General features: G+C 28.2%; 15 protein-coding genes, 1 pseudogene and 1 riboswitch. Of the genes and pseudogenes, 13 read left to right on the forward strand and 3 right to left on the reverse strand.

All coding sequences use genetic code 11. The features are described 5' to 3' along the window. Positions 1-13: 13 nt before the first annotated feature. Positions 14-172, reverse strand: a riboswitch (M-box (ykoK) riboswitch). A gap of 410 nt (positions 173-582) precedes the next feature. From IC213_RS17525 to IC213_RS17535, 3 genes are all read left to right on the forward strand, one after another. Continuing rightward, positions 583-3,462 carry an EAL domain-containing protein gene (locus tag IC213_RS17525; protein ID WP_227863317.1) on the forward strand — a complete coding sequence of 960 codons (2,880 nt, stop codon included), beginning with the start codon at positions 583-585 and terminating at the stop codon, positions 3,460-3,462. 379 nt (positions 3,463-3,841) lie between these two features. Further along, the gene (locus IC213_RS17530) at positions 3,842-4,288 is read left to right on the forward strand and encodes an Lrp/AsnC family transcriptional regulator (RefSeq protein ID WP_413927173.1); all 447 of its coding nucleotides are present in this window, start codon (positions 3,842-3,844) and stop codon (positions 4,286-4,288) included. 71 nt (positions 4,289-4,359) lie between these two features. Then, complete coding sequence (locus IC213_RS17535) at positions 4,360-4,944, forward strand: DJ-1/PfpI family protein (RefSeq protein ID WP_227481826.1); 585 nt, start codon at positions 4,360-4,362, stop codon at positions 4,942-4,944. Between the two features lie 4 nt (positions 4,945-4,948). Here the strand turns inward: IC213_RS17535 and IC213_RS17540 are convergent, their stop codons facing one another. Further along, a complete protein-coding gene (locus tag IC213_RS17540; RefSeq protein WP_227435669.1) occupies positions 4,949-5,272 on the reverse strand; it encodes a winged helix-turn-helix transcriptional regulator in 324 nt (107 codons plus the stop codon). Positions 5,273-5,425: 153 nt separating this feature from the next. Between IC213_RS17540 and IC213_RS17545 the strand changes: the two genes are divergently transcribed. After that, positions 5,426-5,944, forward strand: a complete 519-nt coding sequence (locus IC213_RS17545; protein WP_227863318.1) for a nitroreductase family protein — start codon at positions 5,426-5,428, stop codon at positions 5,942-5,944. Positions 5,945-6,187: 243 nt separating this feature from the next. Here IC213_RS17545 and IC213_RS17550 read toward each other — a convergent pair whose 3' ends face one another. After that, complete coding sequence (locus tag IC213_RS17550; protein ID WP_227824514.1) at positions 6,188-6,856, reverse strand: phenylalanine--tRNA ligase beta subunit-related protein; 669 nt, start codon at positions 6,854-6,856, stop codon at positions 6,188-6,190. A gap of 114 nt (positions 6,857-6,970) precedes the next feature. Between IC213_RS17550 and IC213_RS17555 the strand changes: the two genes are divergently transcribed. The 7 genes from IC213_RS17555 (at position 6,971) to clpP (ending at position 12,291) form a co-directional block, all read left to right on the forward strand. Further along, positions 6,971-8,377 (forward strand): PLP-dependent aminotransferase family protein, encoded by a 1,407-nt coding sequence (locus IC213_RS17555; RefSeq protein ID WP_227481828.1) that lies wholly within the window; start codon positions 6,971-6,973, stop codon positions 8,375-8,377. Between the two features lie 168 nt (positions 8,378-8,545). Beyond that, entirely contained in the window at positions 8,546-9,289 is a 744-nt protein-coding gene (locus IC213_RS17560; RefSeq protein ID WP_227481829.1) for an ABC transporter ATP-binding protein, read from the forward strand. Beyond that, on the forward strand, positions 9,282-10,139 hold the full coding sequence (locus IC213_RS17565; RefSeq protein ID WP_227481830.1) for an ABC transporter permease: 858 nt from the start codon (positions 9,282-9,284) through the stop codon (positions 10,137-10,139). Before IC213_RS17560 ends, IC213_RS17565 begins: the two co-directional genes overlap by 8 nt. 57 nt (positions 10,140-10,196) lie before the next feature. Further along, positions 10,197-10,634 (forward strand): LytTR family DNA-binding domain-containing protein, encoded by a 438-nt coding sequence (locus IC213_RS17570; protein ID WP_227435684.1) that lies wholly within the window; start codon positions 10,197-10,199, stop codon positions 10,632-10,634. A gap of 15 nt (positions 10,635-10,649) precedes the next feature. Then, on the forward strand, positions 10,650-11,093 hold the full coding sequence (locus IC213_RS17575) for a DUF3021 family protein (protein ID WP_227481831.1): 444 nt from the start codon (positions 10,650-10,652) through the stop codon (positions 11,091-11,093). A gap of 128 nt (positions 11,094-11,221) precedes the next feature. Continuing rightward, the gene (locus IC213_RS17580) at positions 11,222-11,710 is read left to right on the forward strand and encodes a helix-turn-helix domain-containing protein (protein ID WP_227435689.1); all 489 of its coding nucleotides are present in this window, start codon (positions 11,222-11,224) and stop codon (positions 11,708-11,710) included. Then, positions 11,707-12,291 carry an ATP-dependent Clp endopeptidase proteolytic subunit ClpP gene (clpP, locus tag IC213_RS17585; RefSeq protein ID WP_227435691.1) on the forward strand — a complete coding sequence of 195 codons (585 nt, stop codon included), beginning with the start codon at positions 11,707-11,709 and terminating at the stop codon, positions 12,289-12,291. Before IC213_RS17580 ends, clpP begins: the two co-directional genes overlap by 4 nt. A 377-nt stretch (positions 12,292-12,668) precedes the next feature. Here the strand turns inward: clpP and IC213_RS17590 are convergent, their stop codons facing one another. Next, the gene (locus tag IC213_RS17590) at positions 12,669-13,160 is read right to left on the reverse strand and encodes a DUF2284 domain-containing protein (RefSeq protein ID WP_227435693.1); all 492 of its coding nucleotides are present in this window, start codon (positions 13,158-13,160) and stop codon (positions 12,669-12,671) included. Positions 13,161-13,439: 279 nt separating this feature from the next. Here IC213_RS17590 and IC213_RS17595 point away from each other — a divergent pair, with 279 nt between their 5' ends. Both IC213_RS17595 and IC213_RS17600 read left to right on the forward strand, forming a co-directional pair. Further along, complete coding sequence (locus tag IC213_RS17595; protein ID WP_227863319.1) at positions 13,440-14,516, forward strand: glycosyltransferase; 1,077 nt, start codon at positions 13,440-13,442, stop codon at positions 14,514-14,516. A 78-nt stretch (positions 14,517-14,594) separates the two neighbouring features. After that, a pseudogene (locus IC213_RS17600) lies at positions 14,595-15,257 on the forward strand (spore surface glycoprotein BclB); the annotation flags it as partial.

Raw genomic sequence — 15,257 nt, forward strand, 5'->3', positions numbered from 1 at the left:
AAACAGTACAAACTGTTTCATTCATCGTTCAAGCTTTAACTTCATAGGGCGATGAAATTGCGTTAGATTATGCCTTGGAATCGACATAAACTGTTGACCTTCTCATAGTGTCTCCACTATTTTGCGGCAGCAACCCGTATCCCTATGGTAGCCTCACCTACCGAAATATTTAATTTCTCTAAAATTGTAAGCTATAAAAAAATATTTGTCAATAGCTTGAAAAAAACTAAGTACAGTTAATATTTTCTATTACTTGCTATAAATTACATATTTTTCCCTAGCAGAATATATTCATAAAATATTGCGACTTATAAAATCAAAGGTGTAGTATTGTTGAACTTTTAATGGTATGCTAAGATATTTATATAATTATAATAAATAAAAATATATAATTACTATATAAAGTTATACTTTTAGAGTAATCACTAAAAATATATGTTTATTTATTCTTAGATAAACATATATTTTTTTAAGTATTAAGTATAATGATAAGTTTATGTATGATATAAATCTAAGTAATGTATTATTAGAATGATTATAAATAATTTGAGGGAAGGTTTTATATGAGGGGGGATAAAGTTTGTGTCAATTAAGAGACTGATTTTCATCGTATTTTTAATTAATTGTATGATATTTATGTGTTTTCCAATACAATCAATTGCAAAGACAGAAAAACGTGTTATAAAAGTAGGTTTTTTTGATTTTGAAGGATATCATGATTATGATAAAAATGGAAATAGAAATGGGTATGGATATGAATATCTTCATGAGATTGCAAAGTATACTGGCTGGACATATGAGTATGTATCTGGTACATGGGAAGAGTGTCAAACTATGTTAGAAAATGGACAGATTGATTTACTTACTTCTGCACAATATACAAAAGAACGTGCTGAGAAATTTGATTTTTCAGAGGTACCTATGGGAAGTAGTTATGCACGACTTACAGTAAAAAGTGGAAATTCAAAGTATACACCAAATGATTATAAAAATTTTAATGGAATAAAGGTTGGACTACTTTATGGAAATAGTAGAAATGAACATTTAAAGAAATTTGCAAATGAAAAAGGATTTAATTACACATTTAAATATTTTAAAAATCAGGAAGAATTGGAAAATGCATTAAAAAGTGGAAAAGTAGATGCTATATTAACTAGTAGTTTGAGAAAAGTCAAAAATGAAAGCGTAATTGCGCAATTTGCTCCATCCCCATTTTATTGTATTGTAAAAAAAGGTAACACTGAACTGTTACAAGATGTAAATGAAGCTTTAGAAGATATTGAGATGGACAATCCAGCATATAAGTTTAATTTATATAGTAAGTACTATCAGTCTAGTAATAAAGATACATTTATTCTTTCCAGGGAAGAAAGCAATTACTTAAAAAAAAATAATCATATACGTGTAGTAAGTATGCCAAACTCATATCCATTATCATATTTAGATACAGGTAGACTTAAAGGTATTGTACCAGATATATTTGATTTAATTGTAAAAGAGCTTGGATTAAGTATAGATTATGTAAAAGCTAATTCATATAAAGAATCGATTGATATGGTAAAAGAGGGAAAGGCAGATGTTATATGTTTTTTTAATTCAGATTATGGGTGGTCAGAGCAGAATGGAATTAAGATTACATCTCCTTATATGACATTGAACTATAGCATTATAACTAAAAATTATAAAAATACCAAAATTGATAATATAGCTGTTGCTGAGAGCGATACATTCAATGATGAGTATATCAAAGAACATTATAAAGGTAGCAATATTCAAAGATATAAATCTGAAGAAAAAGCTATAAATGCAGTAAAAAGTGGAGATGCAGATGCAGCATTTGTAAATACATATTCTGCTGAAGACTATATACAAAAAGATTATAATAATTTAAAAGCAATTCTAGTTAATGATTATAAAACTAATATATCTTTAGGTGTTGGAAAAAATATAAATCCAACATTATATTCCATTTTGGATAAGAGAATAAATGCACTTAATAAAGATGAGTATTCAGAAATTATTGCAAAGCATACAATTTTTCAAGACTATAAAATTAGTTTATCACAGTATATTCATCAGCATCCAGTTCAAACAGTTTTAATTTCTTTTTGTTTCTTTTTAGTTATAATAGCAGTACTTTCTTATGTTATTGCAATCAACAAAAGACATTCCAATCATATTTTTGATTTGGCATTTAAAGATGTAGAGAATGGAGTTTGGAATTACAATGGATTTGAAGATCAAGCACCACGAATTCTAGAAAAGCATAGAGAAAAATTTTATACAGTAATTGCTTTTGATATATCTAAGTTTGCTATCATAAATGAAAATTATGGTAGAGATTCTGGAGATATGATTATAAAAGAAGTTGCATCAGTTTTGAATAGAGTTATTGGAGACAGGGCATTAATAGCTCATGTAAAAGCAGACCATTTCCTTTTACTCCTACCCTATGATTTAAAAGAAGATTTGGAATTAACTCTTATTGATATAAGTAAAAGTATTTCATACTTTGAAGTTAAGGGGATTGGCATTAAAGTAAAGGCAAATTTTGGAGTATATATTATCAAAGAGCAAGACATTGTTATTACAAAGGCTATTGATTATGCTGAAATTGCTAGAAGAAAAGCAAAAAGAAGTAATTCATCTATTATATATTTTGATGAATCTCTTAGAGAAAGTCTTAACAAAGAAAAAGAGATTGTTGATAGGATAGATTATGCATTAGAACATAATGAATTTCAGATTTATTATCAACCTAAGTTTGATATGAGAACAAATAACATTATTGGTGCAGAAGCACTTGTTAGGTGGAATCATAAAGAACTTGGATTTATGAATCCAGGAGAATTTATACCTATACTTGAAAAGAGTGGTGGAATTATAGATGTTGATTTTTTTGTGTTAGAAGAAGTATGTAAGTTGACAAGATTTTGGATAAGTTCTGGAGTTAAACCCATTTCAATCTCTGTAAATCAATCAAGAGTACATTTTCAGAAAAAAGATTATATAAATAGATTACAAAGTTTGCTTACTAAATATGATATACCTAAAAGCATCATTGAACTTGAGATAACTGAAAGTCTATTTGAAAATGATAGTATATCAAATGATATGATAAATGAGATTAAGGAACTTGGTTTTTTAATTTCTGTTGACGATTTTGGTTCTGGATATTCTTCATTACATCTTCTTAATCAAGTTTCTGTAGATATTCTTAAAATAGATAAATCTCTCTTAGATAATTCTGAAGGAAAAGGTAAGGTAGGTAAGATTATTAGTAAAGTAGTTGAGATGGCAAATGACTTGGGATTAGAGGTGATTTGTGAGGGTGTTGAGAGGATAGAACAAGCAGAATTTTTAATGAGTATTGATTGTTACTATGCACAAGGTTATTTGTATGCAAAGCCTATGCCAAAAGATACATTTCTTAAAGAAGTAGATAAATTTAAAGGTATGTAAAAGGATACATATAATATATGTATATAGAGAAATACATATATTATTAATACTAAGTAATGATTGTAATTTTATAAATATATAAATTATAATCATTACTTTTTTTATAAAATAAAAAAGTTTGTTACTATAAAATAATAATTCGAAGAGTATTAGCTTTACACTTAGAAAAATTTAGTTGATATACAATAAAAATACTAATTTTAATTTAGTTTAAATATTTTAAGTGTGTCATGTATGTTGTATTTAATTAGTTTAAAAATTTAATGATAAATACTATATTTCATTAAATTTTATTGAAATAATTTAAATTATTTACTTATTTTAAATTATTAGATAAAATCATATTAAATAATTAAGGAGGTGAATAGACATAGACGAGATAGATTTAAAAATAATTAATTCTCTAAAAAAGAACAGTAGAGCCTCAACTTCTGAAATAAGTAGACAAGTTAATCTATCAATACCAGCAGTTTCAGAGCGTATAAAGAAAATTGAACAGTCAAATATAATTCAAAAGTATACTATTCAAATCAATCGAGAAAAAACAAAGTATAAACTTTTAGCTTTCGTATTTATCAATACAGATTTATCTAAAAGTATAGAAGAGTTTAAGAAGACTATGTTGGAGTATGACACTGTATTAGAATGTCATCACATTTCAGGAGAATATGATTATTTAATAAAAGTATTAGCAGAGGATACAAATGAACTTGAAGAATTTATATCAATAACTTTGAAAAAAATTAGAGGAATCCAGAAAGCTAATACAACCATTGTTTTATCAACAATTAAAGAGGAAATTAATACAATCAAAGATATTTTTTAGATAAGCATATACTAAAATATTGATTATATTAATACCTACTTTCTTACATATTTTTAGGAGGAAAATACAATATGAAAGTTTTAGTTTTTTTAGCAAAAGGTTTTGAAACTATGGAATTTAGTGTATTTGTAGATGTTATGGGATGGGCTAGAAATGATTATGATTACGATATAGATGTAGTAACTGGTGGATTTAAAAAGCAAGTTGTAAGCACATTTAATGTTCCAGTATTAGTTGACAAAACAATAGATGAAATATGTGTAGATGATTATGATGCATTAGCTATTCCTGGAGGATTTGAAGAGTTTGGATTTTATGACGAAGCATATGATATATCTTTTTTAGACTTAATAAGAGAGTTTGATGCAAAAGGGAAGATAATTGCTACTATTTGTGTAGCAGCTTTACCTGTTGGTAAAAGTGGTGTTTTAAAAAATCGTAAAGCTACTACATATCATTTAAAAGATGGTCAAAGACAAAAACAGTTAAGTAAATTTGATGTAAATGTAGTCAATGAGCCAATTGTTGTAGATAGAAACATTATAACTTCATATTGTCCAGAAACCGCACCACATGTAGCTTTTAAGCTTTTAGAAATGTTGACATCTAAGGAACATATGGAAGTTGTAAAATTAGCTATGGGATTTAAATTATAATAAATTAAAGATTATTTAAGTAATCAGAACCCCAATCACACATAACATCTAAAATAGGAATAATGCTTTTTCCAAAATCAGATAATGAATATTCAACTTTTGGAGGTACAACAGGATAAACAACTCTTACAATTAAGCCATCTGTTTCTAATTCACGTAATTGTTGAGTTAGCATTTTAGCAGTTGCTTTAGGTATTAATTTTTTAAGTTCATTAAACCTTAATGTGGTATCTTTAAGATGCCAAAGAATAAGTGTCTTGTATTTACCACCAATCAATGCAAGGGTTGCTTCTATAGGACAACTGTAATTACTTGAACATTTTTTCATTTTTTTAGACCTCTCAATATATTTTGAAGTACCCTTTTTGGTACTATGTTACAAAAAAGTACATTATTGTAATATATAATTATAGTGATAAGATTATAGCATAGGTTAAATAAATCATCAACTTAGCCTAATAAAATGATAGGGGGGAAATAAATGAATTTTGTTGAAATCGCAAAAAAAAGATATTCTTGTCGTAATTATCAGGATAAAAAGGTTGAAAAAGAAAAACTTGAGAAAATTTTAGAAGTTGCTAGAGTAGCTCCAACAGGGGGGAATCGTCAGCCTCAAAGATTAATTGTAATACAAGAAAAAGAAGGTCTTAATAAAGTTTCTAAGGCTGCGAATATATATGATGCACCATTAGCAATTATCGTATGTGGGGATAAGTATAAAGCTTGGACAAGGCCTTTTGATGGTAAACAACTTACAGATATTGATACAAGTATAGTTACTGATCACATGATGTTACAAGCAACTGAACTTGGATTAGCGAGTGTATGGGTATGCTATTTCAATCCAGATGTAATTAGAGAAGAATTTAATTTGTCAGATAATATTGAGCCAGTAAATATATTACTAATAGGATACGAAGTTGGAACACCAGAAAGTCCAAATAGACATGATAAAACTCGTCTTCCTTTAAATGAAATTGTTTCTTATGAAACTCTTTAGATATAAAATTAAACTATCTATATGAGATATATAATGAGTTATTTTTTTAAATAAAGTTTTAAAAAAAGTTAATACTTATATAAAATTAATTTTAGTGAAGTATATATCTAGTTGAACAATGATGTATACTTCACTATTTTAATTACTTAGAATACCCACTAATACTTTGAATATCTGCTAAGCTTAAATTTTCATTATATTAACTAAAATACATTGATATTAATTAAAATATATTTATATTAATTAAAATACATCAATTAAATCAATTTTCGAGTCTGGAAAACCACTTAAAATATAATCCTTTATATCACTTAGGTGGTTATAAATTTGTTTTTCATAAATTCCATCAGGAGCATATACAAAGTATAGAATATTTTTAGTTTTTTTTGTAATTTGTGTACGATTATCTGGTCCATTAAGAATACTAGATAGTATACCAAGGTTATCTGATAAAAATAAATCGTCTTTTGTTAGAGTTTGCTTTCTTTCTCCTATACCATAAAAATGTTCATTTTCATTTGCTAAATCTATTTTTAAAGGCAATTCTATCTTATCAAGGTCATGTCCTGCTGTTAGAAGAAGATTTTTTAATTCTGCTAAAAACATTGCTTGAATAGGCAGATTTACATTTGGAATACCTTTTGATTTTAGTAAAAGGGATTCTAATTGAAGTAATACAGGATAAGTTTTTTTAAATTTTTTATAATACTTTATGTAGTTGGAAAGAGGCTCTGTTTTAATTTTTTCTTTGCGATTGTATTCAGGGTTTTGTGCAATAATATTTTCAATTTCAGAGTTTTTAAGAAGTAAAAAATTTTCTTCATTAGGTGTTGAATAGGTCATATTTACAATCATAACTCCAAATTTAATATTGGGATAAATTTCCTTTGTGTTACTTGATATTTCTAACATAATTTAGACTCCTTTTAATTTTTTGTTTTATGGTATAATCTTAGCAAGTAAAAAATGGATTTTGTAGTTCCATTTTTATAGTAATTTTATAGAACCACTTTTGGAGGTATTAAAATGTGGATTACAATTAATAGAAATAGTGGCATATCATTGTCAAGACAAATTTATTGTGAGATAAAAGACATGATTTTAAGCGGGAGCTTAAATTTTGAACAAAAACTACCTTCATCTAGAACTTTGGCAAAAGAACTTTCTGTATCACGAAATACAGTGTTAGATGCATATAATCAATTAATTGCAGAGGGATATTTGGAAACAAGGCATGGCTATGGCACAACTATAGCCAAAGTAATATTAGACCATCAAATTGACTTTAAGTTAGACTATACTTCTGAAATTAGAGATAGTTTACATGAGTATAAACAAAATAATTATATAGATTTCTGTTCTGGAATTCCAGAATTAAAGCTATTTCCACGCAAAGAATTATCAAAGTTATATAAACAAATACTACATGATTTGTCACACTTAGATTTTAGATATAATAGTACTGCAGGGGTGTGGAAATTGAGAGAAGAAATATCACAATATTTATTTCGTATTAGAGGAATTAGATGTAGTCCACGAAATATTATGATTGTTTCTGGTTCAACACAAGGGCTATCTTTAATATCACAAGTTTTATATAAAAATAATCAAAAAGTTATTGTGGAGGATCCTATTCACAAAGGATTGTTAAAGGTAATTTCTACTGTGGGATATTCAGTTGTTGGGATTCAAGTGGATGATAAAGGTATAAATACTAACCTAATAAAATCTATAAAGGATGTTTCTTTTATATATACAACACCTTCACATCAATATCCATTAGGTGGTATTTTACCAATTCAAAGAAGACTAGAACTTATTAAATATGCAGTAGAGAATAATTGCTATATAGTTGAAGACGATTATGACAGTGAATTTAGATATGAAGGTCAACCAATTAGTTCCCTCTATGAACTTAATCCAAATAAAGTAATTTATATAGGTTCGTTTAGTAAAATACTATCTCCAGCCATTCGTATGGGATTTATGTTGTTGCCAGATGATATAATAGATGATTATAAATCCTTAAAAATGTATTCTGATGTTCATACAGAATCTATATCTCAGTATGTTCTAGCTGAATTTATTAAAAATGGAGGTTTGGAAAAACATATATTTAAAATGAAGAAGTTATATAATAGAAAGCGTAAATATCTTATTGATATTTTGAATATTGAATTTATAAATGAATTTAAAATAAAGGGTCAAGTAGCTGGGCTTCACATAGTTGTTCATTTTTATAATGTTATTTTTACTGAAAAACTAATCAATCAAATTTATAAAGCAAATATCAGGGTTTATCCTATACAGCAATATGCAATTGAGAATAAAGCAGAATATGACCATGAAGTTGTCCTAGGATATGCTCATCTTAATTTTGATGAAATTGAACAGGGAGTAAGAATGCTTAGAAAAATAATACATACAAATTAAGATGTATTAGGAAAGGTTTTTTACAATATCTTATTTTTAGGTATGTATTTTACTTTAGTTTTTTTACAACTCACATATTCATTTATACTACATACTTCCAGTTGTATTGTGTGGACAAATTACTTATTGTATTCTGAAATCATCAATTAAGGAAGGTAGATGAAATGTATGAATAAGATAATAGAAGTAATTAATTTGCAAAAAAGCTATGATACTTTTAAAGCTGTGAAAGGGATTGATTTTTATGTAGAGGAAGGGAATTTGTTTGCATTACTGGGAGCTAATGGTGCTGGAAAATCTACAACAATTGATATTCTTTGTACGTTATTGAGTTATGATAGCGGAGAAGTGATTATAGATGGGCATAAATTAGGTGTAGAGGATAATAAAATTAAAGAAAAAATTGGAGTAGTATTTCAAGAAAGTATACTAGATTCACTTTTGACAGTAAGAGAGAATCTTACAATTCGTGCAAAATTTTATATCAAGAATAAAGATAAAGTAAGACAAATTGTGCATAAATCTGCTTTATCTGTAGGAGCTATGGAATTTATAGATAGACCATATGGTAAATTGTCTGGAGGTCAAAAGCGTAGGGCCGATATAGCAAGAGCTCTTTTAAATACTCCTAAAATACTGTTTCTAGATGAGCCTACAACAGGGCTTGACCCAGAATCTAGAAAATGTGTATGGGATACTATATTAAAATTACAAAAACAATATGGTTTTTCTATAGTTCTTACAACCCATTATATGGAGGAGGCTTCAAAAGCTGATTATATTGTAATGCTTGACTATGGTGTTATAACAGCAAAAGGTTCACCTCATGAACTAAAATATAAATACAAAGCAAATAATTTAGATGATGTATTTTTGAATATAGTTAGAAATAGAGGTGAAAAAAATGTTTAATATAGCACAAAGAAATATAATGATTTTTTTAAGAAATAAAAGAGGAGTATTTTCATCTTTTTTAGGTGCAATAATTGTAATCGGCATCTATGTTATTTTTTTAGGAGAAAATTTAAAGGAAGGTTATCCAAATATTAAAGATATAGACATATTAATGAATAGTTGGGCAATGGCAGGAATTATTTCTGTTGTTTCTGTAACTACAACAATGGGTTCTTTTGGAGTTACAGTATTGGATAAGGAGTTAAAAAGAAACAAAGATTTTTATTGTTCACCTGTTAAAACAAGAGAGCTGGTAGGAGGATATATTTTAAGTTCATATTTAATTGGTGTAATTATGAGTATATTTACATTTATACTTGCAGAGATATATATTGTATCAAGTGGGGGACAATTTTTACCTATGCTTTCTATTATAAAGGTTATTGGTGTAATTTTATTAACCGTTTTATCATCTAGTGCAATGATATTTTTTATTGTAAATTTGTTAAATAGCATAGATACATTTTCAACTGCTTCTACGATTATAGGTACTCTTATTGGATTCTTGACAGGAATTTATATACCTATTGGAAGCTTACCTCAAGCAGTGCAAACCCTTATAAAGTTATTTCCAATTTCACATGGGACTGTATTGCTTAGACAAATTATTACGGAGCCTCCATCAAAAGTAACATTTGTGGATTCAACAAATGCATTAACTGAATTTAATGAGCATATGGGAGTAACATTTGGTGGTATTGGAAGTTTGTCTGAAAATTCAATTCATATTATGTTTCTAGTTATTTCTGCAATAGTATTTTATTTTGTTACTATACTTATGGTATCAAGAAAAAAAGCTAGAAATTAATAGTAGGAAAATATACTATAGTCTTTTTATAGAAATCAAAAGAAAGGATGTGTTAGAGTGAAGGTAATAATTGAAACTCCCTTAGACGGAGAAGAGGATGAAATTATAATAAGATGCAGAAATATTGATGATGAAATACTTAAATTGATTTTTAACATCAAGATGCAAAGAGAGTCTCTTATAGCATATAAAAATGAACAACTCTATCGTATCAATCCTTTAGATGTCTATTACTTCGAATCTGTAGATAACCACACTTATCTTTATTGTAAAAATGATGTTTATGAGTTTAAGAAGAAGCTTTATCAGATTGAGGAAATTTTTTTTAATAGTGACTTTCTTAGAATATCTAAGTCTGTAATATTAAATCTTACAAAAATAGACTCAATTGTACCAGCGTTTAATGGTAGATTTGAAGTAATACTAGATAATGGTGAAAAGACAATTATTTCACGCCAATATGTACCAATGTTGAAGAAAAAACTAAAGATATAAAGGAGTTGATTGAATATGAATTTAATAAATACACTAAAGTATGTAGTTCGTTATTTTTGTATGATAACTACAGGAGTTTTAATATCTGTTTTTACTTCTTGTTTAGTATTTAGCCCTGATGAGACATTTAGTATAAATATTTTCCAACAGATTTTATTAATTGCATTGGTCACATCTCTATCCACATTAATTTTTTATTCAAAACGAGAACTAGGTAGAAAAGAGTTACTAATTCGCCAAGTAATTCATATAATTTTTCTATTTGTTTTCGTTCTGTGGTTTTCATTTAAAAGTAATTGGATTGATAGTGGTCATATTTTTCAAACTCTGTTTATAGCACTATCTATATTTATTATCTATCTTTGTATAACACTTGCTACTTGTAAAAGAGATAAGGAAGAATCTATTTTATTAAATAAAGGTTTGAAAGAATATAGGAAAAATAAAATTAGTAAATAATAGCTAAGACAATTCAACAAATTATAAATTTATTATTAATTGAGTTTTTATATCAGTCATTAATTTAAGATAGCAATTTATATTAAGAAGAAAATTCTTGTATGAGTTATAATACTTAAAAGGAGATGATGAGGTTGAAAACAAATACAGATGTAATTATGGAAATCATTGATTATATAGAAGAACATCTTACAGAAAATCTAAATCTAGATAAAATGGCTGATGTTGCTAGTTATTCAAAATATCACTTACACAGAATGTTTACAAACATTGTGGGATGTACTATGTATCAATATATTAAAAGAAGGAGACTTACTGAAGCAGCTAGACAACTTGTATTTACAGATAAATACATTATAGATATAGCTCTTACAGTTGGATATGCTACACACCAGTCTTTCACATTAGCATTTAAAACTTTATATAAAGAATCTCCACAAGTATATAGAAGTAAAGATGAATTTTATCCTATTCAACAAAGATTTGTTTTAAATCCAAATCATCAAATCCAAAATGTAGATTGTATTTCTTATACAAGTATTAGTTATGAACGAAGAAGAGATGAAATCAATTCTTATCTCAACTTTAATATTAATTGTGAGGTGAAAGTAGCATGAGTTTAGTACCACATGTAATTGAACAGACAGGTCAAGGTGAAAGGTCTTATGATATATATTCAAAACTATTAAAAGATAGAATTATATTTATAGGCGAAGAAATTAATGATGCTATTGCAAGTTTAGTAGTAGCTCAATTACTATTCTTAGAATCAGAAGACCCAGATGCAGATATAACTATATATATAAATAGCCCAGGAGGGGCTGTAACATCAGGGTTTGCTATATACGATACTATGAACTATGTAAGATGTGATGTATCAACTATTTGTATTGGTATGGCTGCAAGTATGAGCGCTTTTTTACTTTCTGGAGGTACAAAAGGAAAAAGATATGCCTTACCTAATGCAGAAATTATGATACATCAACCTATGGGCGGAGCTAAAGGGCAAGCAACAGATGTAAAAATAGCAGTAGATAATATGTTGAGAACAAAGGAAAAATTAGATAGAATTCTTTCTGAGAATACTGGAAAATCAATAGAAGATATTAGAGTAGATACAGATAGAGATAATTTTATGACTGCAAAGGAAGCTAAAGAATATGGATTGATTGATCATATAATGGAGAAGTGTGAGTAGAGTATTATTTTAAAAGCTTAATTTATAGTATATAACTAATGTCAAAATAATCATGTTTAAATGAACATGATTATTTTTTTGTTTAAAAAAAGAAGTTTTTTAAAATGTCAAGTAAATAAGTAATAAATAGTAATTTTACATATCAGTTTAGAGATTTTCTAGAGATATTAACCAATGTGGTTGCAATGATATGATAACTTATAGACCACACTGGTTAATTTGCATAAGGGGTTAATTTAGATGTAAATCCTATGAACTTATGATAAAAGATAAAGAAGATTATAAATATAAGTTTATAATATATAATTGCATACTATTATGCAGATAATAAATACAAAAAATTGATATAAAAAGTTCAGTAGAAAATATTAATTTTTTTAATCAACTAATAATAAGCCAAAGTGGTTTTGAATTTCTCCTTTTTCTCGTAAAGTATTTATTTCAAGTCCATTTGACCTTACTGTAGCAAAAACATCAATACCACATGCTTCCATTGATGGAGCAGTCTTGTTAGGAAAACTACAAGTATCAGGATTACATTTAGCACACTTTGTACAAGGGCCACTTCCAAAAGCAATTGATTTATAATATCCATCTAAAAAAAGTTCTCTTGCTATTTCAACAGCTAAAGGAGTAACAATACTCATTTTATGACATCGAAATAAAATAGCTTTTTTGTAACAATCTATTATTGCTTGCGTCTGTTGATAGGTTGGAGTATTGGGTGGACAACAATGACTATGACCATATGTATTACAACCAAACTGACACTTATAAATTGTCCATGCTGCTGTGACAATCGTTTTAGGGTCTATTGAAACTGCAATGTCAGCTCCACTAGATTTTAATATTTCAAAGTATTTTTTCATAATTTACCTCCTATCAAAAATAGTTTTATTTTTTATCTTGTATGAATGGTTAAATTTTACATATTCTTATACTTATGGTAACGCAAAAATACATATCAATCAAATCGATATATTTAAATTATGAATTAAATAAAAATGAACTATAAACATATATGATAAATAAACTTACCTACTAATTTTTTGTCGTTAAAAATTTTCCATATTTCAATAACAAAATAAGAGTAAATACCATATATTACTTATGTCTGTAATATATAAAAGACAAAGGAGTTGTACATTATGATTACAATAAGTTTGTGCATGATTGTTAAAAATGAAGAAGAAGTTATAGGCAGATGTTTAGAGTGTGTAAAGGATCTAGTAGATGAAATTATAGTTGTAGATACTGGTTCCACAGATTTCACAAAAGAAATAGTTTCAAAATATACAGACATGGTGTACGATTTCGAATGGATAGATGACTTCTCTGCTGCGAGAAATTTTTCATTTTCTAAAGCTTCTAAAGACTATATAATGTGGCTTGATGCAGATGACATAATTTTAGAAGAGGATAGAAAAGAACTATCAAAAGTTAAAGAAAATTTAGATACTTCTATTGATATGGTCATGGCAAAATACAATGTATCATTTGATGAAAACGGAAAACCAACTTTATCATATTATAGAGAACGCTTATTTAAGAGAAGTTCTAATTATAAATGGGTTGACCCTATTCATGAAGTAATACCTCTTGTTGGAGAAATATTTTATTCTGACATTGCAATATCACATAAAAAACTTCATAGACAGGACCCTTTAAGAAATCTCAGAATTTTTGAAAAAATGATTTCAGAAGGTAGGATATTGGAGCCAAGACATCAGTTTTATTACTCAAGAGAATTGTATTATAATGCAAGATATAAAGATGCTATAGAAGGTTTTACTAAGTTTTTAGACTCTTCAAAAGGGTGGATTGAGGATTGTATAAGTGCTTGCAGAGATTTAGCCACATGTTATTACTTAATTAATGATGAAAAAAGTGCCTTATATTCTTTATTTAGAAGCTTTGAATTTGATGAGCCAAGAGCAGAAGTTTGCTGTGATATAGGAAAGCACTTGTTTGATAGACAAAGATATAAAGAAGCTATTTTTTGGTATAAGGTAGCATTAACTAGAGATAAAAATGACATTAATGGAGGATTTAAGTCAAATGATTGTTATGGATACTTACCATATATACAATTAAGTGTATGCTATGACAAACTAGGAGAAATGGATAAAGCGATATCTTATCATGAAAAAGCAAAAGAAATCAAACCTAACGATAGTGCTATTTTGTACAATGAAAATTATTTTAGTAAATATAAAAGTTATTGATAAGTCACAATAATACTAATTTTGACATATTATATAGAGAGCATGAAAGCTCAAATATATTAGGAGGTGCTTTAAGTAATGAGTAGAAATAAATATTTTGGCCCATTTGATGGTAATAACCATGATAACAACTATGATGATTGCAATAGCAGTTGTGATAGTTGTAATAGTTGTGACTGTCATCATGGTTGCCCACCATCATGTATAGGTCCAACAGGTCCAATGGGTCCAAGAGGTAGAACAGGTCCAACAGGCCCAACAGGTCCAACTGGACCAATGGGTCCAACAGGAGCAACAGGAAACACAGGAGTAACAGGAAACACAGGAGCAACAGGGTTAATAGGTCCAACAGGTCCAACAGGGTCAGTAGGTCCAACAGGAGCGACAGGAGCAACAGGATTTGGAGTAACAGGCCCAACAGGTCCAACGGGAGCAACAGGAAATACAGGAGCAGATGGAGTAACAGGCCCAACAGGTCCAACAGGAGTAACAGGAGCAAATGGAATAACAGGTCCAACAGGGATAACAGGAGCAACAGGATTTGGAGTAACAGGTCCAACAGGTCCAACAGGAGCAACAGGGGTAGGAATAACAGGAGCAACAGGTTTAATAGGTCCAACAGGAGCAACAGGGACACCTGGAGCAACAGGTCCAACAGGAGCAACAGGAGCAGATGGATTGACAGCACCAACAGATGCAACAGAAGACACATTCACTTACAGCGCAACAGGACTCACCGCA

The sequence above is a fragment of the Clostridioides sp. ES-S-0049-02 genome, from assembly GCF_020658465.1.
Taxonomy (GTDB): Bacteria; Bacillota; Clostridia; order Peptostreptococcales; family Peptostreptococcaceae; genus Clostridioides.

Coding starts and splice junctions, on each gene's coding strand:
- IC213_RS17540 (WP_227435669.1), bottom strand. CDS start 5,272: ATGAAAAAATGTTCAAGTAATTACAGTTGTCCTATAGAAGCAACCCTT.
- IC213_RS17575 (WP_227481831.1), top strand. CDS start 10,650: ATGAATTTAATAAATACACTAAAGTATGTAGTTCGTTATTTTTGTATG.
- IC213_RS17565 (WP_227481830.1), top strand. CDS start 9,282: ATGTTTAATATAGCACAAAGAAATATAATGATTTTTTTAAGAAATAAA.
- IC213_RS17555 (WP_227481828.1), top strand. CDS start 6,971: ATGTGGATTACAATTAATAGAAATAGTGGCATATCATTGTCAAGACAA.
- IC213_RS17550 (WP_227824514.1), bottom strand. CDS start 6,856: ATGTTAGAAATATCAAGTAACACAAAGGAAATTTATCCCAATATTAAA.
- IC213_RS17595 (WP_227863319.1), top strand. CDS start 13,440: ATGATTACAATAAGTTTGTGCATGATTGTTAAAAATGAAGAAGAAGTT.
- IC213_RS17590 (WP_227435693.1), bottom strand. CDS start 13,160: ATGAAAAAATACTTTGAAATATTAAAATCTAGTGGAGCTGACATTGCA.
- IC213_RS17545 (WP_227863318.1), top strand. CDS start 5,426: ATGAATTTTGTTGAAATCGCAAAAAAAAGATATTCTTGTCGTAATTAT.
- clpP (WP_227435691.1), top strand. CDS start 11,707: ATGAGTTTAGTACCACATGTAATTGAACAGACAGGTCAAGGTGAAAGG.
- IC213_RS17580 (WP_227435689.1), top strand. CDS start 11,222: ATGAGGTTGAAAACAAATACAGATGTAATTATGGAAATCATTGATTAT.
- IC213_RS17560 (WP_227481829.1), top strand. CDS start 8,546: ATGAATAAGATAATAGAAGTAATTAATTTGCAAAAAAGCTATGATACT.
- IC213_RS17535 (WP_227481826.1), top strand. CDS start 4,360: ATGAAAGTTTTAGTTTTTTTAGCAAAAGGTTTTGAAACTATGGAATTT.